The sequence below is a fragment of the Corynebacterium sp. p3-SID1194 genome (assembly GCF_025144155.1).
GTDB lineage: Bacteria > Actinomycetota > Actinomycetes > Mycobacteriales > Mycobacteriaceae > Corynebacterium.
The window spans coordinates 1-19566 of sequence record NZ_JALXWY010000022.1 but is presented as its reverse complement, the minus strand read 5'-3'; the positions used below and the strand labels follow the sequence as shown (position 1 = coordinate 19566).

The window sequence follows — 19566 nt, the reverse complement described above, 5'->3', positions numbered from 1 at the left end:
CTACTTCCCGCCCTTTTGCGGGGCGGTCAGCCGCCTCAGTGCGCCGCGGACGACTTCGGGGTCGGTGGTCTGCCAGAAATCGGGCAGGGACGCGCGGAGGAACTGGCCGTAGCGCTTCGTCACCAAGCGGCTGTCCAGAACAGACACGACTCCACGGTCGGTGGTGCTGCGCAGCAAACGCCCGGTGCCTTGCGCGAGGAGAAGCGCGGCGTGCGTGGCAGAGACCTCCATGAAACCCGAGCGCCCAGCGGCATCAGCGGCATTGCTGCGCGCTTGCAGCAGCGGGTCGTCGGGGCGGGGGAAAGGAATGCGATCGATGATCACCTGGGACAGCGAGCTGCCCGGGACATCCACGCCCTGCCACAAGGTCAGCGTGCCGAACAGGCACGAGTTCTCGCTGTTGGTGAACTCCTTCACCAACGCACCGATGGAGTCGTCGCCTTGGACATAAATATCGAAAGGCAGGCGGGCACGGAGCGCATCGGCCGCTTCGACCGCAGCGCGTTTCGACGAGAACAGCCCCAACGTGCGCCCGCCGGCAGCAGTGATGAGCTCGGCCATTTCGTCCAACGTCTCTTTATGCAGGCCGTCGCGGCCCGGCGGCGGTAAGTGCTTCGCGGTGTAGAGAATGCCGCTGGTGCGCGGATCGAAAGGCGTCCCGGCATCGAGGCTGTCCCAACTGCCGTCGGGCAAGCCCCAGTTGGCTGCCATAGCGCGGAAATTGCCGCCTACCGCCAGCGTCGCGGAGGCGAGCACGACGGTCTGCTCGGTGAAGAGCCGCTCGCGCAGCAAACCTGCGACCGACAGGGGAGCTACGGCCACAGAATCGCCGTAGCGCTCCGAGCGGGTCAGCCACACCACGTCGAAATGCTCCGCCGGGTCTTCTTCGTCGAAGACCTCGAGAATGCGCACGAGCGAATCGTGCTGCTCCTGCAGGTGGTTCTTCAGGTTTTCCCGCTCGGCGAAGGTCTCAGGGTCATTCGTCGATTCGCCTTCGGGCGCACGGGCAATCGCTTCCCGGGTACGCCACAGGGCATCGCGCACGGCGGCGAAGGAGGCGCGGGCAGGATCGGAAATCGTCTCCCAGCGGCCGGGGGTCTCAAGGTCGAGGACGGCGGAGAAGTCGTCGATAAGCTCTTCTAGCTTCTTCTGCTCGGCCGTGGCCTTGAGCTTCCCGGCGCGGCGCGCGGCGAGCGTGAGTGCGCGTGCGGAGAGTTCGTTGGTGGCCACGGAGGTGACGCGGCCGTCGAGCTCGTGCGCCTCGTCGATAATGACCACCTCGTGCTCGGGGAGGATATTCACGTCCGACATCGCGTCGATGGCGAGCAGCGCGTGGTTGGTGACCACGATATCGACGTCCTGCGTGCGACGACGTGCCGCCTCGGCGAAACACTCCTCGCCGTGCGGGCACCGCGTGGCTCCCAGACACTCGTTCGCGGTGACGGACACTTGGCGCCACGCTATATCCGGCACGCCCGGCTCGAGCTCGTCGCGGTCGCCAGTTTCGGTCTCGTCGGCCCATTCGTGGACGCGTTTGATGTGCCCGCCGAGCCACGAGACCTCGTCGGTATCCATGAGCGCTTCCGGTGCCTCTTGCTCGACCGTGAGCTTATTCAGGCACAGATAATTGGAGCGGCCCTTTTGGATCGCGAATGTCGGCGTGCGCGGCAGTTTCGGTTCGAGCGCTTCGACGAGGCGGGGGAGGTCGCGCTCCACGAGCTGGCGCTGCAGTGCGAGAGTCGCGGTGGAGACGATCACCGTCGAATCCGTCGCCTGGGCATGGCGGATCGCCGGAACGAGGTAGGCAAGCGATTTACCGGTGCCTGTGCCCGCTTGCACAGCGAGGTGCCGCTCCGAATCAAGCGCGGTCGACACCGCCTGCGCCATCGCCATCTGGCCGGGCCGGCGGGAACCGCCGAGGGCGTCAACGGCGGCGTCGAGAAGCTCCTCGGTGGACAGCGACAGCGGCTGGTCCGCGTCCTGTTCCTTCCCGCTGTTTGCCTCTGCGCCCGTCACTCTTCAGGGAAACCAATGAGTCGGGTGCGCACCGCCGGTTCATCGCGGGACAGGGACAAGCCCTCCCACGGCAGAGTCTCGCGCTGCTTGGCCAGGTGCTCGCGGGAAGCTTCCAAATCTTCCTGGCCGTCGACGATCTCGCCGTCGCGCATGAGCGGAATGACGAGCTCCCGGTAGTCGAGGGCCGTCGGGTTCTCCGGCGGATTCGACTGCGGGTAGATGATCTCGTCCACAGCGACGCCCGTGCTGCGGTACGTGCGCACGGCGCTCTTCGCGCCGCCCTTCATCTGCTTGCCGGAAGAACGCTTGGCCACAGGAACGCCGTCGACCTCGACGAGCTTGTACACCAAGCCCGCGGTCGGGGTACCCGAGCCCGTGACCACGGAAGTGCCCACGCCGAAGCCGTCGACCGGGTCGCCGCGCAGACCCGCGATGGCGAATTCATCGAGGTCGCTGGAGACGATGATCTTGGTGTTGTACGCGCCCAGGCCGTCGAGCTGCGCGCGCACGCGCCGGGACATGATGCCCAGATCGCCCGAATCAAGGCGCACACCGCCGAGCTCTGGACCGGCGACCTCGATCGCATTGGCCACGCCCTGGGTGATGTCGTAAGTGTCCACCAGCAGCGTCGTGCCCACGCCGAGCGAATCGATCTGCGCCTTGAACGCGGCCTTTTCATTCGGCGTGCCGTCCGGGTCAGTGTGGAGCAGCGTCCATGCATGCGCCGCAGTGCCCGCAGCGGGGATGCCGTAGCGCAGGCTGGCTTCCATATTGGACGTGGAGTCGAAGCCTGCGATGTAGGCGGCACGAGCGGACGTCACCGCCGACTGCTCGTTCGTGCGGCGCGAACCCATCTCCATGATGGGACGTCCATCTGCTGCGGTGACCATGCGGGAGGCCGCCGTGGCGATCGCCGAGTCGGAGTTGAGGATGGACAAGATCACCGTCTCGAGAATGCAGCACTCCGCGAAGGTGCCGCGCACCGTCAGGATCGGGGAGTACGGGAAATAGAGTTCACCTTCCCGGTAGCCGTCGATCTGCCCACTGAAGCGGTAATTGCGCAGGAAGTCCTTCGTCTCCTCGCTCAAGAAATCCGCCGTGGCGATCTGCTCCTCTGTGAAGCGGAATTTGCGCACGGCCTCGATCAAGCGGCCTGTGCCGGCGACGACTCCGTAGCGCCGCTCATTCGGCAGCTTGCGGCCGAAGACTTCGAAGGTACAGTCCCGTGAATAGGTGCCGTCCTTCATTGAGGCGTCGAGCATGGTCAGCTCGTACATGTCCGTCAAAAAGGCGGTCGAGGTCTGGTGGTCGGTGGACGTGATGTCCGACTCGGGCGTAGTCATGGGGACAACACTAGTCGGTGCAGCGGGCTGCGGAAGTCTAGTACCCTTGGGCTTATGACTGGTGTCACACGCGAGATTCGGATGGGCTCCCCAATGGCAACGCCTGAGCTCGACGAGGATATCGACGTCGATGTCGATGTCGCCGAGAACCTGCCGTGGATGTGCATTGTGTGGGATGACCCGGTGAACCTGCAGAGCTACGTCACCTACGTCTTCCAGACCGTGCTCGGTTATGGCCGCAAGCGCGCCCAAGAGCTGATGATGCAGGTGCACACCGAAGGCAAGGCCGTCGTCTCCTCCGGCGAAAAAGACAAAGTCGAAGGCGACGTGAAGAAGCTGCACACCGCAGGCCTGTGGGCCACGATGCAGCAGGCCGGCTAGTTGCCGGTTTAGGAACGGCACTTGGCAAGAGACAACGATTTGGTTCGAGGAAGAGGCGAATAAATGCAGCCGTGGCGGCGGAAGAAAGGGCTCATGCGCGGCCCGCGTTACAGCACCGTGTTTGACCCGATGGAGCGCGAAGTCATCGGCGACCTGACTGCCACGGTTTCCGAGACCCTGATCCAGCGCGCGCAGTCCGCACCGAAGGACGAGCTGGCCGCGATGATGGACATGCCGTCCGGACACAGTGAGGCACCGGAGGATCCCTCCTTGGCACGCCTGCTGCCCGATTTCGAGCGCGAAGGCGACGAGGAATTCGACGGCGATAATTCTTTGCTGCGCAGCCTGCACGAAAACGACATCATCAAGGCGAAGCTGACCAACCTCCAGGTGATCAACGAAGCCTTGGGCCCCACCGGCGGTGTCGCCGTCACCATTGAGGAAGAAGACGCCCACCGCGTTATCGCCGCGCTCAACGACATGCGCCTCTTCGTTGCATCTGCTGATGCGAAGAACGAGGCTGCGGAACAGGACCGCGACAACCTGGTCGAATGGCTGGCGTTTTGCCAAGACTCTCTGCTGCAAGCCCTGATGGGGGAATAACGTGGTGGAGAAACCAGCGCCACTGGCTCACGGAGTGTTCGACATCCTCGGTCTCCGTGTCGGGCATGTCTCCCTGGACGACACCGGCGTGACAGCCCTCGTCTCCGCTGATGGTGCTGGAATGGTGGGTGCCGTGGACGTGCGCGGCGGCGGTCCCGGCACGCGGGAGACGGATCTGCTCGATCCGCACAACACCGTCCAGCGCATTCACGCCGTGGTGCTTTCCGGCGGTTCCGCTTTCGGTCTCGCGGCAGCCGACGGCGCGATGCGCGAACTGGAATCGCGCGGCCTCGGCTTCGCTGTCTTCGGGGACGACCAGCCTGGCCCGCGCGTGCCGATCGTTCCCGCCGCAGTGATCTTCGACCTGGTGGTCGGCGATCCTCATCACCGGCCCGGCCCGGAAGACGGTGCTGCGGCTGTGCGCGCGGCGCTCGACGGTGAGCAGGCAGCTGAATCCGGCAGTGTCGGCGCCGGGTGCGGCGCGACAGCCGGCGTGTTGCGCGGGGGAGTGGGCACTGCGCAGACGACGGTCGCTGGTGAAGACGGGACTGAATACACAGTCGCGGCGCTCGTGGTGGCGAATCCGCTCGGCAGTGTCATTGATCCGGTGAGCGGGTGTTTCTATGGCGACCCGTCCCGCCCACCGGTGGATTTGGAGCGGTTCACTACCCTGGAGCGTCCGAAGCCGAAGCTGAACACCACGATCGGCCTCATCGCCACCGACTGTCCGCTCCCGCAGGCACAGCTGGAACGCTTGGCCATGACCGGTCACGACGGCATTGCCCGGGCAGTGCGGCCGTCGCATTCGCCGCTAGACGGCGACACACTTTTCGCGGTGTCGACAGCCGTGGCCGAGAAATACTCCGCCACGAGTCCCGCTGATCGCGACCCCGACCTGTATTACGCTTTGTGCGACGCCTCTGCGCGCTGCGTGGAGGGCGCCATCGTCGATGCCGTCGCCGCCGCTTCACCCGGGCACGATATCGCGGCGTGGAGCGACATTGCCGCTGGAGCCAATTAAGCTGAACGGAACCATGAGCTACAACCCGTATTCCTCATCGCAGAACTCCTCGAACCAGCAACCGCCGCACAATCCTTACGCGCAGGCTGGTCAATCCGGTATGCCCGGCCAGTCCAGCCAGTTCGGGTCGTTCGGCCAACCGGGGCAGCCCGGCGGCTTCAGCACGGCCACTCAGCCGCGCCCGTCGCAACACACGCGCCGCGCGCAGTTGAAGCGCGGCTTGCTGTACGCGGTAGGGTACGTCGGAGTCATCTGGCTCGTCCACTTGATCAGCCTGGTCATCTTCGGCGGCAACCTCGTCTACTTCGGTATTCACCCGCTCGAACCGGCAAGCCTGCCGCACATCTTCACGTCGCCGATCCTGCACGTGAATTTCGAGCACCTGATCTCCAATACACTGCCGGGCGCGATCTTCGCGTTCCTGATCGGCTGCTCGGGGCACCGCGTGTTCTGGGAGGTCACCGCTTTCGTAGTGATGATCGGTGGATTGGGCACATGGCTCTTCGGCGGTCCCGGCACGAATCACGTCGGTGCATCGATGCTGGTCTACGGGTGGCTGGCATACCTTTTGGTCCGCGGCATCTTCAACCGTTCCGGCGGCCAGATCGCCATTGGTGTGGTGCTGGGTCTGATGTATTCGGGTCTGGTGTGGGGCGTACTGCCCATCGATGAAGGCATCAGCTGGCAAGCCCACCTCTTCGGTGCCATCGGCGGAATCGCCTCGGGCATGATTATCACCTCCGATGATCCGCCACACCTGCGCGCCAAGCGTGAGGCAAAGAAGGCGGCCAAGGCCAAGGCTGCTCAGACGGCACAGCCCCAGGCACAGCCGGGCTCGCCACAGCAGCCCGGGACGCATACCACCGGTGTCCAGTTTGGGTCGCAGTCGCAGTCGTCCTTCAACCCGCCGGGGTCCGGCTCTCAGCCGGGGCCGTTCTACGGCCCGCCAGGCTCGTAACCGTAACGAGTCAAGGGGGCGCTGGCGCGTGGAGAACCCGCCAGCGCCCCGCTTTTTGTGCCACTCGCTTCCAGGAGAAATAAAACTACCGCTATCACTTTCCGGACAACCTAAGTGATTACTTAATGCCACTGGTGTGATCTGAATTGAGTCAATACGGGTCAGTGGGGGTGCTTGGGGTACTTCTCCGTGTTGCGTTAGAAAATTCTTAAACCTTAAGTTAATCTAAGTTCCATGGAAAACATGGAGACTCTCACTGCCCGCGAGGCGGATACCTGGGCGCGCATGTGGGCGTGCCATATGCAGCTGCCGATCACCCTGGACGCCACGTTGAAGCGCGACGCGGACGTCACCTACTTCGAATTCCAGGCGATGCTGAAAATTAGCGAAAGCCCGAATGCGTCCCGCCGCATGACGGACCTGTCCGAGGCGACGGCGATGTCTCTGTCCCACCTGTCGCGTGTGATCACGCGCCTGGAGAAGAAGGGCTTCGTCGCCCGCATCCCGGACCCGAATGACGGCCGTGCCACCTTCGCGGCGCTCACCCCGGCCGGCCAGCGTGCTGTTCAGGCGGGCCACCCGGGTTATATCGAGGAGCTGCGCCGCATTTTCTTCGACAACCTGACCGACAGTGAGCTTGAGGTCTTCTCGTCCGCGCTCGAGCGCATTAACGCCGCGCTGGCGGGAGAGACCACGCCGAGTGCCCGCAATCGCGCTGAGCTGACCGCCACGGGCGCAGCCTAGGGGCCTCGCCGCTGGTTGGCTGCCGCGGTAGAATTCCTCACCGTGGTTGAGTTGAACAGCGAGTACAATAACGCGCCCATCGGTATTTTCGATTCAGGCTTCGGCGGCCTGACGGTGGCGCGCGCGGTGATGGACCAGCTGGGCGGCGAGTCCATCATGTATATCGGCGACGGCGCGAACGGACCGTACGGCCCGAAGCCGATCGCGGATGTCAGGCAGCATGCCACTGCCATTGCCGATGAGCTGGTGGAGCGCGGCTGCAAGATGATCGTGATCGCGTGCAACACCGCGTCTGCCGCGTTTTTGCACGATGCGCGCGAGCGTTATGACGTCCCCGTTATCGAGGTGATCCAGCCGGCTGTGCGTCGTGCGATCGCCACAACGCGCAACGGCAAGGTCGGAGTCATCGGCACCCAGGCCACGATCCGCTCCCACGCCTACCAAGACTTGTTTTCCATCGCATCGGGCGTCCAGGTCACCGCGGCGGCCTGCCCGGCATTCGTCGAGTTCGTCGAAAGGGGAGTCACCTCGGGGCGCCAGATCCTCGGGGTGGCGCAGGGGTATTTGGAGCCGTTGCAGGCAGCGGGCGTCGATACGCTCGTGCTCGGCTGTACCCACTACCCGCTGTTGTCTGGCGTGATCCAGCTGGCGATAGGTGACGGTGTCACGCTCGTCTCGTCCGCGGAGGAGACCGCGAAGGACGTGCTGCGCGTGCTCACGGAAAAGGACATGTTCGCCGACCCGGACCACACGCCGACGCGCACATTCGAGTCCACCGGCGACCCGGAGACATTCGAGCGTCTCGCCTCCCGTTTCCTCGGCCCGCAGATGTCCGCCGTCACGCATGACGCCCAATAAGTGGTGAGAAACACCACGCCCGACACGGTATCTAAATCCTCACTTTTGTTTCGATTTTCACCCGTTTTCGTGGCAGAGTAAGGCCATGAAGTTGACAGTTCTCGGCTGCACAGGGTCGCTCGCTGCCCCTGGCAATCCCGGCTCGTCCTACTTGATCAACGCGGAAGAAGGACAGCCTGGCATTCTGATGGACTTCGGCCCGGGCGCGCTGGCCGCCCTTCAGGAGGTCGCGGACCCGTCGGATGCGCATCTGGTGTTTAGCCATCTGCATGCCGATCACTGCTCTGACACTGCGTCGCTGATCATTTGGCGCCGTTTTCACCCGACGGCTCCAGCTCGCCGTCGCCATATTCTCGCTGGCCCGAGCTATGCGGCGGAGCACCTCGGCCGCTTGGGTTCGAATGGCCCAGACGATATCGACGATATTTCGGACACTTTTGATGTCCACACGTGGACCGGTCAGCCCCTCGAGATCGATGCGGTGACCGTCACTCCGTTCCCCGTGGTCCACCCGGCCGCGGAGTCGCAGGCGCTGCGCGTCGAGCACAGGGAGTCGGGCAAGGTCATCGCTTTCTCCGGCGATTCCGCGTTCACGCCGACGCTTATCGACGCAGCACGTGACGCCGACCTCTTCCTCTGCGAAGCCGCCTGGGGGCCGGAGACGAATGAGAACACTCCTGTCGGGATGCACATGTCCGGCCGAGAAGCCGGCCGCGTTGCTCGCGAAGCAGGGGTGAAAAAGCTGGTGCTCGTCCACATTCAGCCGTGGAGCGACAAGGAAGCGACCCGCCGCGCCGCCGCCGAGGAATTCGACGGCGAGATCGTCATCGGCGACGCGAAGGACGTCTACGAGGTCTAAGTAGCGGGGGCGGTAGGCTCGGTCCCATGACTGAAGCGAATACCCCGCAAGAACCTTTTGTCCGCGCGGACGGCCGCGCCCTCGACGAGATGCGCCCGGTGCGCATCACCCGCGGTTTCACCTCGAACCCGGCGGGCAGTGTGCTCGTCGAATTCGGCGACACCCGCGTCATGTGCACCGCGAGCGCGGAGGAGGGCGTGCCCCGCTTCAAGAAGGATTCGGGTGAGGGCTGGCTCACCGCCGAATACGCCATGCTGCCGTCTGCGACGCATGAGCGCATGCCGCGCGAATCGATGAAGGGGAAGGTCAAGGGCCGCACCCACGAGATCTCCCGCCTGGTGGGCCGTTCTCTGCGCGCCGCGGTGGACCTGTCGCAGCTGGGCGAGAACACGATTCAGCTCGACTGCGACGTGCTGCAGGCTGACGGAGGAACCCGCACTGCGTCCATCACCGGTGCCTACGTCGCGCTGGCGGATGCCATCGCCCACCTGAAGGAGCGCGAGCTCGTCCCCGGTGAGCCACTGCTGCCGCCCGTCGCAGCGGTCTCCGTGGGAATTGTCGACGGCCGAGTGAGCCTCGACCTGCCCTACGAGGAAGACTCCCGCGCCGAAGTCGACCTGAACGTGGTCATGAATGAATCCGGCAATTTCGTCGAAGTGCAGGGCACCGGCGAGCACGGCCTGTTCGGCCGGGAGCAGTTGGACGCCATGCTGGATGCAGCGGAGAAGGGCTGCAGCGAACTGATCGCGGCGCAGAAGGCGGCGCTGGGATGGTAGCTGGCACGCTGAAAGTCCTCGTCGCCTCTGGCAACGCGAAGAAGCTCAAAGAGCTCGAGACCGTCCTGAGTGAGCTCGGGGTCTCCGGTGTCGAGCTCGTCTCCCTCAAGGATGTTCCTTCTTATGACGAGCCGGTGGAAAATGGTCTGACCTTCGCGGAAAACGCCTTGATCAAGGCTCGCGAAGGCGCGAAGCAGACAGGACTGGTGTGCGTGGCGGATGATTCAGGCCTCGCCGTCGACGCGTTGAACGGCATGCCGGGGATTCTCTCCGCTCGCTGGTGCGGACGTCATGGCGACGACGACGCCAATAACGAGCTGCTGCTCGCCCAGACGAGCGATATCGACGATGAGCACCGCGGTGCGGCTTTTGTGTCTTGCTGCGCCCTCGTCACACCCGACGGCGAAGAATTCACCGCGGAGGGACGCTGGGAAGGCGCACTGCTTCGCGAACCACGCGGTGAAGGCGGCTTCGGCTACGATCCTCTCTTCGCCCCCGCCGACGCGCCGGGACGTTCCTCAGCGCAGCTCACCCCGGAGGAGAAGAACTCCCGCTCCCACCGCGGGAAAGCTCTGCGTGAGCTGGCGCCGCGTATCGCAGAACTGGCGCAGACGGAATAGGGGTAGGGTCGGTAGGGCTGAACGTAAACGTCAATAAGCGTGCTTAGAAGGAGCCTTACCGAATATGAATAAGAAACTCGTCCTTGCTGCTACCGCCGTCATGTCCGCTGGTCTGCTGACCGCTTGCGGCAATTCCCTCGATGGTACGTGGGAGGGCACCGGCCAGGACTCCGAGACCGGTGCGGCCGCAGGCAATGTCTCCCTGGAGATTGACGGCGGCGACTGCAAGTGGTCGGTGACCGACACCGCGACTGGCGAGACCAAGACCGCGCGCTGTGAAGAAAGCGGCGATTCCATCAAGCTCGCCGATGTCGACACCGGCAAGGACCTGAAGTACGACATGGAGCAGACCGACGAGTCGCTCACCCTGACCCCGGACGGCGGCGACGCCAAGGACATCCTCGTTCTCACCCGCGTATCCGAGTAACCGCGCTGGGGCGCTTGTAGCAGCTGCCGGTGTCGGCGGCTGAGCGCACTATGCGCTAGGCCCTATGCGATGTAGAAAAGCCCAGGTCGCAGTCGACTGAATTTCAACATCGCATAGGGGACTCGGCATAGGACAGGCCGGCACTCCTCCCTAGAGGTCGAATTCCTCAACGACTTCCCGGCGGCGCCACGCCTCGACGAAGAAGGAGAGGAACGGCACGACACCGGCGATGGCGGTGATGATCCACTGGCTCGTGGACCAGCGGGCCTTCATGCCCAGGTTGAGCGTGGCCAGCAGGAACAGGGCGTAGACCCAGCCGTGGAGGGTTGCGACCCAGCTGAGCAGGCTCACATCCATGTGGAAGCCGTACTCCATGATCATGCGGGTGCACAGCAGAAGCAGAAGCACACCCGTCACCCACGCGGCGACGGAGAACAGCCGCAGGGCGGTGCGCACGCGGCGCTGACGCTCCGGGTGGACGCGCGGTGAAGCTGCACCCCCGGGAGCACTCGTCGGTACCGAGGTACTTGCGGGCTTATCAGTCATGGTGCGTGTCCTACCTATCTGATCCGTTGTGATCTGTCGTGCCGCGTCGTGGAGCGAAGCGTGCGTTGTATTCGTCAATGCCCATCGTGGGCCGGCTGGGCAGGAAATCCTCGTCGATCTCGGTCACTTCGCCGGGGTCGCCGAACGCGGCCTTATCAGCCTCATAGAGCGCCTGCATCTTGTCGCCGGAATTCTCCGCGTCGATCTTCTCGTTCTCCATCCGCATACCGGCGCGGTAGATGAAGACGAGGAAAGCTCCGAAGAACGGCCACTGCATCGCGTAGCCGAGGTTCTGGAGCGACCCAGTGCCGGATTGGAACCGCATCCACTGCCAGCGGGCGAGCAGCAGGGTGGTAATGACGGCGGCGACGAGCAGCAGAACATGCCAGGCGCGGACCTGCCGGCGCTCCCGTTTCGGGGCGTCATGCGCGGTGTCGGCGCCGCTGGCCGTCTCCCCGCCCTGGGGGTCTGCCGCTGCGTTGCTCACGCTCCGCATTCTAGCAAGCGCGCCGAATCCCCCAAAAGTTTGATTGGTGCGCCCGGTGAGACTTGAACTCACACGCCTTACGGCACTGGAACCTAAATCCAGCGCGTCTGCCAATTCCGCCACGGGCGCTTAAAGCGGTTCACAGTGTACCGCTTGCCCGCCAGCGCAGAAAAACAGACTGCGCGAATTAGAGGTCGAGGTCGCGCAGAAGGCGCCCGACGTGGCCCGTGGCCTTGACGTTGTATTGGGCGGACTCAATGGTGCCGTCGGCACCGACGAGGAAGGTCGAGCGGATGACACCCTGGACGATCTTGCCGTAATTCTTCTTCTCACCGAAGGCGCCGTAGGCGGTCATGACTTCCTTGGACTCGTCACTGAGCAGCTCAATGGTCAGATCGTGGTCAGCGCGGAATGCGGCCAGCTTCTCGGGCGAATCGGGGCTGATGCCCACCACGGAGACGGAAGCGTCCTCGAATTCAGAGAGGTTCTCCGTGAAATCGCATGCCTCTGTGGTGCAGCCCGGGGTATTGGCCTTGGGGTAGAAGTACACGATGACGCGCTTGCCGGCATAGTCCGCCAGCGAAACGGTGTCGCCTTTGTCGTTGGGCAGGGAGAATGCGGGGGCTTTGTCGCCTTCGTTCAAACGTGTTGCTTCGGTCATGCACGCCACTGTAGCGACATCAAGTACTGTGGGAGCGAGACAAAAGCTTTATCAGCTTCATTACCGTTCAAACAGTTCGATCTGGGAGTAAAAGTGGCACGAGACATCAACGACATTCAGCGCGATATTGAGCGCACCCGCGGCAACCTCGCCGCCACCATCGACGAGTTGGCGGACCGCACCCGTCCGGAGAACCTGGTCAATGACGCGAAGAAGCAGGCTACCGCGAAGCTGCAGGATGACAACGTGCAGAAGATTCTCGCGGGCGTGGGTATCGCCATCGCCGCGCTCATCGTGATCAGCTCTGCGAATAAGCGCAAGAAGAAGAAGGAGCTCAAGGAGCTGCAGCGTCTGCTGTCGCAGCGCTAAGCGGCCCGCGGACATGCGCGCTGTTCCCTGGACAAGGGAGCAGCGCGTTTCGTTTTACACCAGTTCAGCGCCGGCGGACTGCATCTTCTCGAGGGCGGCATCGCCACGCGCGTCGTCGACAGGCGAGCACATGGCGCGCAGCACGCGCACGCTGAAGCCTTCCTTCAGCGCGTCGAGCACAGTCGCGCGCACACAGTGGTCGGTCGCGATGCCGACGACATCGATGTCGCTGATGCCGCGCGCACGCAGCCAATCCGCGAGAAGAGCTTTTTCGCTTATCGACGCCCCCTCGAACCCGCTGTACGCCGCCTCGTACTCGCCTTTGCGGAAGAACTCGTCGAAGGCGATGTCCGCAATCGGTCCGCGCAGCGCCGCGCCTTCGGACTCGGCGACGCAGTGGACTGGCCACGAGTCCACGAAATCGGGGTTGTCGGAGAAATGCGCGCCCGGGTCGATGTGCCAGTCCTGCGTTGCCACGATGTGGCTGTAGTCGTAGCCGCGGTTGTCACCCTCGGCGATGAGCGCCTGGATCTTGGAGGCGACTTCATCGCCGCGCGCGGTGCCGAGTGCACCACCGGGGCAGAAATCATTTTGCACGTCGACGACGACGAGCGCTCTGCTCTGGTTAGTGGTGTCATCGGTGTCAGCTTGGTTCTTCGTATCCATAAATCCCAGCGTACAGCGTTTTCTAGCCCCAACGGGGTGGTTGCGGAGTCCACTGTCCCAGCGCGGCGATGAGCTCATCCGGATCGTCGGCGACGATCAGGCTGTCCCGGTCGGCCTGCCGGATGAAGCCGGCCGCGACCATGTGGTCGATCATCGCCGTCAGCGGCTTCCAGAAGTCTGCGCCAAGAAGCCCGATCGGTTTTTGGTGGAGGCCGAGTTGCTGGTTGGTCCATTCGTCGAAAAGCTCATCGAGTGTGCCCGCACCTCCGGGAAGCGCGACGAATGCGTCGCAGCGCTGGTTCATGAGGCGTTTGCGCTCCGCGAGCGTGTCCACGATGACGAGCTCTGAAAGCCCCGTGTGCGCGATCTCATGCTGCGACAGATGCTCCGGCATGATGCCGATGGTCTCTCCGCCCGCGTCGATCGCCCCCTGGGCGACCGCGCCCATCATGCCCAGCCTGCCGCCACCGTAAACAAGCGCAATCCGGTGGCGTGCCAGCGCCGTGCCGAAGCCGTACGCGGCCGTGGTCATGGAGTCGTCCACGCCCTCGCGCGCGCCGGCGAAGACCGTGACTGCGGTAATGGGGGAGTGCGGCGTAGCGATCACGTTTTTCCAATGTAGCCGTCGCAGACATGCGCGCAAACTAAAAGCCAGGCCCCGGCTTTCACCGTGTGACCTGGCTGTAGTGTGCGCCATCAGGGAATCGAACCCCGAACCCACTGATTAAGAGTCAGTTGCTCTGCCAATTGAGCTAATGGCGCCTTGCCGTGGAAGGCAACGAGAAGAAAATATAGCAGCTTGTTTCTAATGGGTGAAATCGCCTGGTCACAGGGCTGGTTCATGGTGGGGTATAGCGTAATGGAACACCCATGGCGCAAAGTGCGTTGCAGTAGGGGTGCAGGGGTGCTTAATCTTGCCCCCGACCTCGGCGTGTGTAACTGGCTTTAGGGTCAGTGCGACCTATATGGTGAGAACACATTGCGTTGGGGAATATAGGCATCTTCATAGCGGATTCAAGGGTTGCGTGGTTGCACAATGACTGAGAACACGGTGGCGCGAGTGCGTCGGATCATCGCTGCTGGGGCGGTTGTCGTACTTGCAGGCGGGGCGTTGGCCGCGTGCACGATCGACCGTCCGGGAACCGCTGCAGAGTCTGTGGAAGCGACGGAGCAGGAGTCGGAGCAGCATGACCCGGCGGTCATCTCCGTCGAGGACGGTGCCGAGGGAGTGGAACCGGTTGAGCCTGTGACCGTGACCTCGCCGGACGGCCTTGAAACGGTCACCATGACCAATGAAGAAGGCAAAGAGGTCGAGGGCGAGTTCAACGGGGACAAGACGGAATGGACCACGGCGGAGCCGCTCGGCTATGGCCGCCAATACACGGTGGAGGCTGTCACTGCGCATGGCGAGACCTCGCAGTCGGTGTTCACCACCGTCGTGCCGGACGGACAGACCCACGCCTATATCGGGCCGATGGACGGGACTGAAGTCGGTGTCGCCCACGCGGTCAACTTCTACTTCGATATCGCGCCGGGCGACCGTCAGGCGGCGCAGGATGCCATCACCATCGAGACGTCGAACGACACTGAGGGCGCGTTCTATTGGATCGACCCGGATCACTTGGTGTGGCGTCCGAAGGAATACTGGGAGCCCGGCACTGAGGTGACCGTGAAGTCCGATATCTACGGCAAGGACCTCGGCGGCGGCATCTACGGCGCGGAGGACGCCTCGTCCACCTTCACCGTCGGCGACCTGGTGGAAACGCTCGTGGACGACAACACGAAGACGCTGACTGTCTACCGTAACGGCGAAGAGGTGAAGTCCTTCCCGGTCTCCCTCGGCCGCGACGGTGAATTCGCTACCCCGAACGGCATGTACGTCGTCGGTGACCGGAATGAGTCCATGACGATGGATTCCACCACGTTCGGCTTGTCCCTCGACAGCGGCGGGTACCGCACGAACGTCAACTACGCCACGCAGTTGTCCTGGTCCGGCATCTACGTCCACTCGGCGCCGTGGGCGATCGGTGCGCTGGGCAGCTACAACCAGTCCCACGGCTGCATCAACGCCACGCCGGAGGACGCTCAGTGGTTCATGAACTACGTCAAGCAGGGCGACCCGGTCGAGGTGGTTAACACCTCCGGCGAAACTCTGTCGGGCTTGGACGGCCTCGGTTACTGGAACCTCGATTGGGAGACGATCAAGGCCGGCAACGCCGACGAAGGCTAACGGGACCAGGCCGACGCAAAACACCCTGTGCGGATCCTCGCGGAGAGGAATTGCACAGGGTGCTTTTATCACGGGTGCTTTTATATCGGTGCCTTAGTTGCGGGGTTGGATTTCACTTTCCACGACCCATTTGTGATTGGTCATCTCCATGCCGTCCATCTCGAAATCGACCATGTAGACGGTTTCGTCGGTGGAGCTATCTATGGTGGCTTCTGCTCCCTTCATTCCAGGCATGTGATCGGCGTTCAAAATGACTTGACTGCCTGCTTCAAGCGGCGCTTCGCCGTGGCCTTCGAGTTCTTCGTGGACGACCCACTTGTGGTCCGTCACAGGGGTGCCACCATCAGTGGGCGTGTAGCTCACAGAATAAGTGGTCGTATCAAATGCGCCAGAGATGGTGGCTTCAGCGCCATCCATGCCGGGCATGTGGTCGGCGTTGAGGATCACAGATTCGCCGACAGCATATGTGGGATCGGTGGCTTCTTTCATTCCCGACGGTGCTGGACCGCCATCCGGGTCATGATCGTGGGCCTGCGTATCGGAACTGGGGGTATCGGTCTGCTCCTGGTCTTGGGTGGGCGCGGATTCTGGGGCAGTCTCGTCGTCACCGGCTCCGGCACAGCTAGTCAGAGCCAAGGTGCCTACTGCAGCTACGAGAGTAAGTCGAGTTATCTGGGTCAGTTTGTTCATCAGTGCTCCTGTCATTCCGGGGTGGACGGGATGCCATCCATTGAAACTGAACCCTATAGGGGTATAGGGTATATAGCAAGCGGACTAAGATGGGCTGTCGAGGCGGCGGGTTAACGTGCGTCGCGTGTCTAGTACGAAACCATCACCCAGCCCGACGAGCGCATGAGCCCGCAAGTTCTCGCGAGGCGCTACACGCTCGATGGATATCGCCCAGCTCTTCGGACGCGGAAATATTTCACAATCACCTCCTCGGAAAGGCTTCTGACATGGTTGAACGCGACCACCATCACCCCCAACACCACATTGCGCATCAACAGGCGCGCGCTACTGAAACCGCCGTCCACCATGGGGATCATCAAGCCAGCCAAGCTGGCGCCATGGGGCACGACGGGCATGAGCATCACGAACACGGCGCGGGCGGGCACGGCCAGGAGGGCCAACACCATTCCGGCCACGAGATACACGGCGGCCATGCCGGACATGGCCACGGGGACCATGGGGATCATGTCGGACAGTTCCGGCGGTTATTTTGGATCATGTTGGTGCTGGCAATTCCAGTGGTCGCGTTCAACCCGATGTTCGCCGACCTGTTGAGCTATCAATTACCTGACACGGCCTGGGTGTGGTGGGTGTCGCCGATCCTGGGCACAATCATCTATTTCTGGGGTGGCCGGCCTTTCTTGACGGGGGCCGTCTCCGAGATCCGGTCCCGACAACCCGGCATGATGCTGCTTATCGGGTTAGCAATCACGGTGGCCTTCATTGCCTCCTGGGGTGCGACCCTGGGCATCTTGGATTACGAGCTGAACTTCTGGTGGGAACTGGCGCTACTGGTGGTCATTATGTTGTTAGGCCACTGGATTGAAATGCGGTCCTTGGCCCAAACCACTTCCGCCTTAGACTCCCTGGCCGCCTTGCTGCCGGATGAAGCCGAGAAGGTCGACGGCGATGACGTTGTCACCGTCGCTCCGGCGGAGCTGGTCGTTGGAGATGTCGTCATTGTCCGTCCTGGATCTGCGGTCCCGGCCGATGGCCAGATCGTCGATGGTAGTGCCTCCATGGATGAATCCATGGTCACCGGGGAATCCAAAACCGTCCGACGCGGCCCGGACGACCACGTCGTGGCCGGCACTGTGGCCACGGATTCCGGGCTGCGGGTCAAAGTCACCGCCATTGGAGATGACACCGCGCTGGCGGGGATCCAGAAACTGGTCGCCGATGCCCAATCCTCCTCGTCCAAAGCCCAACGCATTGCCGACACCGCCGCCGGTTGGTTGTTCTGGTTCGCCTTCGGGGCTGCGGTAATTACTGCGCTGGTGTGGTCCATACTGGGTATGCCCGACGCCGCCGTAGTACGCACCATTACGGTGCTGGTCATTGCCTGCCCTCACGCCTTGGGCCTCGCAATTCCGTTGGTGGTATCGATTGCCACCGAGCGTGCGGCTCGTGGTGGGGTGTTGATCAAAGATCGCTTGGCACTGGAATCGATGCGCAACGTGGATTCGGTACTATTCGATAAAACCGGCACCCTGACCAAAGGTGAGCCCACCGTCACCGCGATCCATCCCGTGGGTGATCGGACCAAAGATGAGGTGTTAGCGTTGGCCGCCGCTGCTGAATCCGACAGCGAGCACCCCCTAGCGCAGGCCATTGTCGGCGCGGCCCGGGCCCGCAACCTCGACGTACCTGGCACCAGTGATTTTTCATCTTCCCCAGCTGTGGGCGTCAAAGCAACGGTCAATGGCACGGTCATTGAAGTCGGTGGCCCTTACCTGTTAGAACAACACTCCCAAGATGAGATAGCGATTGCTGAGCAGTGGCGCGACGAAGGCGCGATCATTCTTCACGTGCTGGAAGATGGCCAAGTTATTGGCGCGTTGCGTCTAGCCGATGAAATCCGACCCGAATCCCGTGACACCGTGGATGCCCTGCATGCCCACGGCGTCCAGGTCGTGATGATCACCGGTGATGCCCAAGCCGTGGCCGAGACCGTGGCCGAAGAGCTGGGTATTGACCGAGTCTTTGCTGGGGTCCGGCCCGAAGATAAGGCCGCCAAGGTCGCAGAACTTCAAGCTGAGGGCCGCAAAGTGGCCATGGTCGGTGACGGGGTCAATGACGCGCCAGCTCTGGCTCAGGCCGATGTGGGCATCGCCATTGGTGCCGGCACCGATGTGGCCATCGGCTCGGCCGGGGTCATTCTGGCTTCCTCGGATCCCCGCTCGGTCTTATCCGTAATTGAGCTCTCCGAGGCCAGTTACCGGAAAATGAAACAGAACCTGTGGTGGGCTGCTGGCTACAATATCGCAGCCGTCCCCCTGGCCGCTGGAGTGCTGGCTCCGATCGGGTTCATGCTGCCGATGAGCGTGGGTGCAATTCTGATGTCGGCCTCCACCGTGGTAGTCGCCCTCAATGCCCAGCTGCTGCGCCGCTTGGATCTGACCCCGGCTGCCAGTGTTGCTAGGTCCCTGGACCGGACACCCGAAACCGTAGACGCCTAGCATGAGAAAATATTGTGACAACGCTGGTGCACGAAGAAAGCAGGCCCATGACCACCACCCCACATGCTGAACCCGCCGATCACGGATATATCAGTGACAAAGACCGCTACCTGGCCCGATTGAAGCGCATTGAAGGCCAAGCCCGCGGGATTCATCGCATGATCGATGAAGAGAATTACTGCATAGATATCCTCACCCAAATCAGTTCCATCACCTCAGCTCTGAACAACGTCGCGCTGAGCCTTCTCGATGACCATATGCGCCACTGCGTCGTCCGTGCAGCTCAAACCGACGGGCCGGAAGCTGAAGAAAAACTCGCCGAAGCCGCCGACGCCATCGCCCGCCTCGTCCGCTCCTAAATCCTCAGGGCCAGACGTCCAACCTCCTGCGCCCATTGCGACTAATCGGGTTAAGTGACAAAAACCGGCGCCTTGGAAAAATGAAAACCAAGACGCCGGTTTGTTCACCATGTCGCGACTTAAATGTCAACGATGTCGCGACTGATGACATTTTGGGGTGGCTGACGGTGTCTGAAGTCATGACATAGTTGACACGGTGTGCCTGGGGGAGCGTCCCTGATGATTGACAGGTCAGTCGCGACATGGTTGACACTTAGGGGACGGAAACATTTCGGGGTGATGGTTGACACCTCAGTCGCGACATCGTTGACACCTTCTGCTACCCCCGCGCGTCTGGTGCCGATGCGGGGATCAGTCGGGACATCGTTGACAAATGAACAGCCCGAACCGCAACCTCGCCATCGTCAAAGCCGTCCGCGATCAAGGTGAACCAGTCATCAAAGTCGCCAAACGC

The 19566-nt window shown here is 62.7% G+C and carries 22 protein-coding genes, 2 tRNA genes and 1 pseudogene; 14 read left to right on the top strand and 11 right to left on the bottom strand.

All coding sequences use genetic code 11. The annotated features are described in order from the left end of the window. The gene (locus M3G19_RS10760; protein ID WP_259902632.1) at nucleotides 1-2016 is read right to left on the bottom strand and encodes an ATP-dependent DNA helicase; all 2016 of its coding nucleotides are present in this window, start codon (nucleotides 2014-2016) and stop codon (nucleotides 1-3) included. Next, nucleotides 2013-3359 carry a nicotinate phosphoribosyltransferase gene (locus tag M3G19_RS10755; RefSeq protein ID WP_259902631.1) on the bottom strand — a complete coding sequence of 449 codons (1347 nt, stop codon included), beginning with the start codon at nucleotides 3357-3359 and terminating at the stop codon, nucleotides 2013-2015. Before M3G19_RS10755 ends, M3G19_RS10760 begins: the two co-directional genes overlap by 4 nt. A gap of 54 nt (nucleotides 3360-3413) precedes the next feature. On the opposite strand from M3G19_RS10755, the gene clpS reads away from it, so the two are divergent. The 10 genes and pseudogenes from clpS (at nucleotide 3414) to M3G19_RS10705 (ending at nucleotide 10606) form a co-directional block, all read left to right on the top strand. Continuing rightward, nucleotides 3414-3740, top strand: a complete 327-nt coding sequence (gene clpS, locus M3G19_RS10750) for an ATP-dependent Clp protease adapter ClpS (RefSeq protein WP_234958999.1) — start codon at nucleotides 3414-3416, stop codon at nucleotides 3738-3740. 63 nt (nucleotides 3741-3803) lie between these two features. After that, nucleotides 3804-4343: a DUF2017 domain-containing protein gene (locus M3G19_RS10745; RefSeq protein ID WP_210575497.1), complete on the top strand. Its 540-nt coding sequence runs from the start codon at nucleotides 3804-3806 to the stop codon at nucleotides 4341-4343. Between the two features lies 1 nt (nucleotide 4344). Continuing rightward, the gene (locus M3G19_RS10740; protein WP_259902630.1) at nucleotides 4345-5364 is read left to right on the top strand and encodes a P1 family peptidase; all 1020 of its coding nucleotides are present in this window, start codon (nucleotides 4345-4347) and stop codon (nucleotides 5362-5364) included. A gap of 100 nt (nucleotides 5365-5464) precedes the next feature. Next, nucleotides 5465-6148: pseudogene (locus M3G19_RS10735) on the top strand (rhomboid family intramembrane serine protease); the annotation flags it as partial. A gap of 408 nt (nucleotides 6149-6556) precedes the next feature. Beyond that, a complete protein-coding gene (locus M3G19_RS10730) occupies nucleotides 6557-7066 on the top strand; it encodes a MarR family winged helix-turn-helix transcriptional regulator (RefSeq protein WP_259902629.1) in 510 nt (169 codons plus the stop codon). A gap of 42 nt (nucleotides 7067-7108) precedes the next feature. Further along, nucleotides 7109-7924: a glutamate racemase gene (gene murI, locus M3G19_RS10725; protein ID WP_259902628.1), complete on the top strand. Its 816-nt coding sequence runs from the start codon at nucleotides 7109-7111 to the stop codon at nucleotides 7922-7924. Nucleotides 7925-8009: 85 nt separating this feature from the next. Next, entirely contained in the window at nucleotides 8010-8783 is a 774-nt protein-coding gene (locus tag M3G19_RS10720) for an MBL fold metallo-hydrolase (protein ID WP_259902627.1), read from the top strand. Between the two features lie 26 nt (nucleotides 8784-8809). Then, nucleotides 8810-9559, top strand: coding sequence for a ribonuclease PH (gene rph / locus M3G19_RS10715; RefSeq protein WP_259902626.1), 750 nt, complete (start codon nucleotides 8810-8812; stop codon nucleotides 9557-9559). Then, nucleotides 9553-10179, top strand: coding sequence for an RdgB/HAM1 family non-canonical purine NTP pyrophosphatase (rdgB, locus tag M3G19_RS10710; RefSeq protein WP_259902625.1), 627 nt, complete (start codon nucleotides 9553-9555; stop codon nucleotides 10177-10179). The genes rph and rdgB overlap by 7 nt, the downstream gene beginning before the upstream one ends. A 64-nt stretch (nucleotides 10180-10243) precedes the next feature. Next, on the top strand, nucleotides 10244-10606 hold the full coding sequence (locus tag M3G19_RS10705; protein WP_259902624.1) for a hypothetical protein: 363 nt from the start codon (nucleotides 10244-10246) through the stop codon (nucleotides 10604-10606). A gap of 150 nt (nucleotides 10607-10756) precedes the next feature. Here M3G19_RS10705 and M3G19_RS10700 read toward each other — a convergent pair whose 3' ends face one another. The 4 genes from M3G19_RS10700 to bcp form a co-directional block, all read right to left on the bottom strand. Beyond that, the gene (locus tag M3G19_RS10700; RefSeq protein ID WP_259902623.1) at nucleotides 10757-11152 is read right to left on the bottom strand and encodes a DUF3817 domain-containing protein; all 396 of its coding nucleotides are present in this window, start codon (nucleotides 11150-11152) and stop codon (nucleotides 10757-10759) included. Nucleotides 11153-11162: 10 nt separating this feature from the next. After that, nucleotides 11163-11639, bottom strand: coding sequence for a hypothetical protein (locus M3G19_RS10695; RefSeq protein ID WP_259902622.1), 477 nt, complete (start codon nucleotides 11637-11639; stop codon nucleotides 11163-11165). Nucleotides 11640-11683: 44 nt separating this feature from the next. After that, nucleotides 11684-11768 (bottom strand) — tRNA-Leu (locus M3G19_RS10690). 58 nt (nucleotides 11769-11826) lie between these two features. Beyond that, nucleotides 11827-12300 carry a thioredoxin-dependent thiol peroxidase gene (gene bcp / locus M3G19_RS10685; protein WP_259902621.1) on the bottom strand — a complete coding sequence of 158 codons (474 nt, stop codon included), beginning with the start codon at nucleotides 12298-12300 and terminating at the stop codon, nucleotides 11827-11829. A gap of 93 nt (nucleotides 12301-12393) precedes the next feature. On the opposite strand from bcp, the gene M3G19_RS10680 reads away from it, so the two are divergent. Beyond that, the gene (locus M3G19_RS10680) at nucleotides 12394-12669 is read left to right on the top strand and encodes a DUF3618 domain-containing protein (protein ID WP_259902620.1); all 276 of its coding nucleotides are present in this window, start codon (nucleotides 12394-12396) and stop codon (nucleotides 12667-12669) included. Between the two features lie 54 nt (nucleotides 12670-12723). Here M3G19_RS10680 and M3G19_RS10675 read toward each other — a convergent pair whose 3' ends face one another. The 3 genes from M3G19_RS10675 to M3G19_RS10665 form a co-directional block, all read right to left on the bottom strand. After that, a complete protein-coding gene (locus M3G19_RS10675) occupies nucleotides 12724-13335 on the bottom strand; it encodes a nicotinamidase (RefSeq protein ID WP_259902619.1) in 612 nt (203 codons plus the stop codon). Nucleotides 13336-13357: 22 nt separating this feature from the next. Beyond that, nucleotides 13358-13942 carry a TIGR00730 family Rossman fold protein gene (locus tag M3G19_RS10670; protein ID WP_259902618.1) on the bottom strand — a complete coding sequence of 195 codons (585 nt, stop codon included), beginning with the start codon at nucleotides 13940-13942 and terminating at the stop codon, nucleotides 13358-13360. A gap of 82 nt (nucleotides 13943-14024) precedes the next feature. Next, nucleotides 14025-14097: transfer RNA gene (locus tag M3G19_RS10665), tRNA-Lys, on the bottom strand. A gap of 274 nt (nucleotides 14098-14371) precedes the next feature. On the opposite strand from M3G19_RS10665, the gene M3G19_RS10660 reads away from it, so the two are divergent. Then, nucleotides 14372-15565 carry an Ig-like domain-containing protein gene (locus M3G19_RS10660; protein ID WP_259902617.1) on the top strand — a complete coding sequence of 398 codons (1194 nt, stop codon included), beginning with the start codon at nucleotides 14372-14374 and terminating at the stop codon, nucleotides 15563-15565. 93 nt (nucleotides 15566-15658) lie between these two features. On the opposite strand, the gene M3G19_RS10655 is transcribed toward M3G19_RS10660, so the two are convergent. Both M3G19_RS10655 and M3G19_RS11910 read right to left on the bottom strand, forming a co-directional pair. Next, nucleotides 15659-16255, bottom strand: coding sequence for a YdhK family protein (locus tag M3G19_RS10655; RefSeq protein WP_259902616.1), 597 nt, complete (start codon nucleotides 16253-16255; stop codon nucleotides 15659-15661). A 188-nt stretch (nucleotides 16256-16443) separates the two neighbouring features. Next, complete coding sequence (locus M3G19_RS11910) at nucleotides 16444-16761, bottom strand: hypothetical protein (RefSeq protein WP_311198356.1); 318 nt, start codon at nucleotides 16759-16761, stop codon at nucleotides 16444-16446. A 30-nt stretch (nucleotides 16762-16791) separates the two neighbouring features. On the opposite strand from M3G19_RS11910, the gene M3G19_RS10650 reads away from it, so the two are divergent. Together M3G19_RS10650 and M3G19_RS10645 are read left to right on the top strand one after the other, a co-directional pair. Next, nucleotides 16792-18753, top strand: coding sequence for a heavy metal translocating P-type ATPase (locus tag M3G19_RS10650; protein ID WP_311198355.1), 1962 nt, complete (start codon nucleotides 16792-16794; stop codon nucleotides 18751-18753). A 47-nt stretch (nucleotides 18754-18800) separates the two neighbouring features. Continuing rightward, a complete protein-coding gene (locus M3G19_RS10645; protein WP_259902615.1) occupies nucleotides 18801-19112 on the top strand; it encodes a metal-sensitive transcriptional regulator in 312 nt (103 codons plus the stop codon). Nucleotides 19113-19566 lie beyond the last annotated feature (454 nt).

Excerpts from the sequence above, each read along its gene's own strand:
- M3G19_RS10755 (WP_259902631.1), bottom strand. The coding sequence starts at position 3,359 with ATGACTACGCCCGAGTCGGACATCACGTCCACCGACCACCAGACCTCG.
- clpS (WP_234958999.1), top strand. The coding sequence starts at position 3,414 with ATGACTGGTGTCACACGCGAGATTCGGATGGGCTCCCCAATGGCAACG.
- M3G19_RS10745 (WP_210575497.1), top strand. The coding sequence starts at position 3,804 with ATGCAGCCGTGGCGGCGGAAGAAAGGGCTCATGCGCGGCCCGCGTTAC.
- M3G19_RS10730 (WP_259902629.1), top strand. The coding sequence starts at position 6,557 with ATGGAAAACATGGAGACTCTCACTGCCCGCGAGGCGGATACCTGGGCG.
- M3G19_RS10720 (WP_259902627.1), top strand. The coding sequence starts at position 8,010 with ATGAAGTTGACAGTTCTCGGCTGCACAGGGTCGCTCGCTGCCCCTGGC.
- rph (WP_259902626.1), top strand. The coding sequence starts at position 8,810 with ATGACTGAAGCGAATACCCCGCAAGAACCTTTTGTCCGCGCGGACGGC.
- rdgB (WP_259902625.1), top strand. The coding sequence starts at position 9,553 with ATGGTAGCTGGCACGCTGAAAGTCCTCGTCGCCTCTGGCAACGCGAAG.
- M3G19_RS10705 (WP_259902624.1), top strand. The coding sequence starts at position 10,244 with ATGAATAAGAAACTCGTCCTTGCTGCTACCGCCGTCATGTCCGCTGGT.
- M3G19_RS10700 (WP_259902623.1), bottom strand. The coding sequence starts at position 11,152 with ATGACTGATAAGCCCGCAAGTACCTCGGTACCGACGAGTGCTCCCGGG.
- bcp (WP_259902621.1), bottom strand. The coding sequence starts at position 12,300 with ATGACCGAAGCAACACGTTTGAACGAAGGCGACAAAGCCCCCGCATTC.
- M3G19_RS10675 (WP_259902619.1), bottom strand. The coding sequence starts at position 13,335 with ATGGATACGAAGAACCAAGCTGACACCGATGACACCACTAACCAGAGC.
- M3G19_RS10660 (WP_259902617.1), top strand. The coding sequence starts at position 14,372 with ATGACTGAGAACACGGTGGCGCGAGTGCGTCGGATCATCGCTGCTGGG.
- M3G19_RS10655 (WP_259902616.1), bottom strand. The coding sequence starts at position 16,255 with ATGAACAAACTGACCCAGATAACTCGACTTACTCTCGTAGCTGCAGTA.
- M3G19_RS11910 (WP_311198356.1), bottom strand. The coding sequence starts at position 16,761 with ATGATCCCCATGGTCCCCGTGGCCATGTCCGGCATGGCCGCCGTGTAT.
- M3G19_RS10650 (WP_311198355.1), top strand. The coding sequence starts at position 16,792 with ATGTTGGTGCTGGCAATTCCAGTGGTCGCGTTCAACCCGATGTTCGCC.
- M3G19_RS10645 (WP_259902615.1), top strand. The coding sequence starts at position 18,801 with ATGACCACCACCCCACATGCTGAACCCGCCGATCACGGATATATCAGT.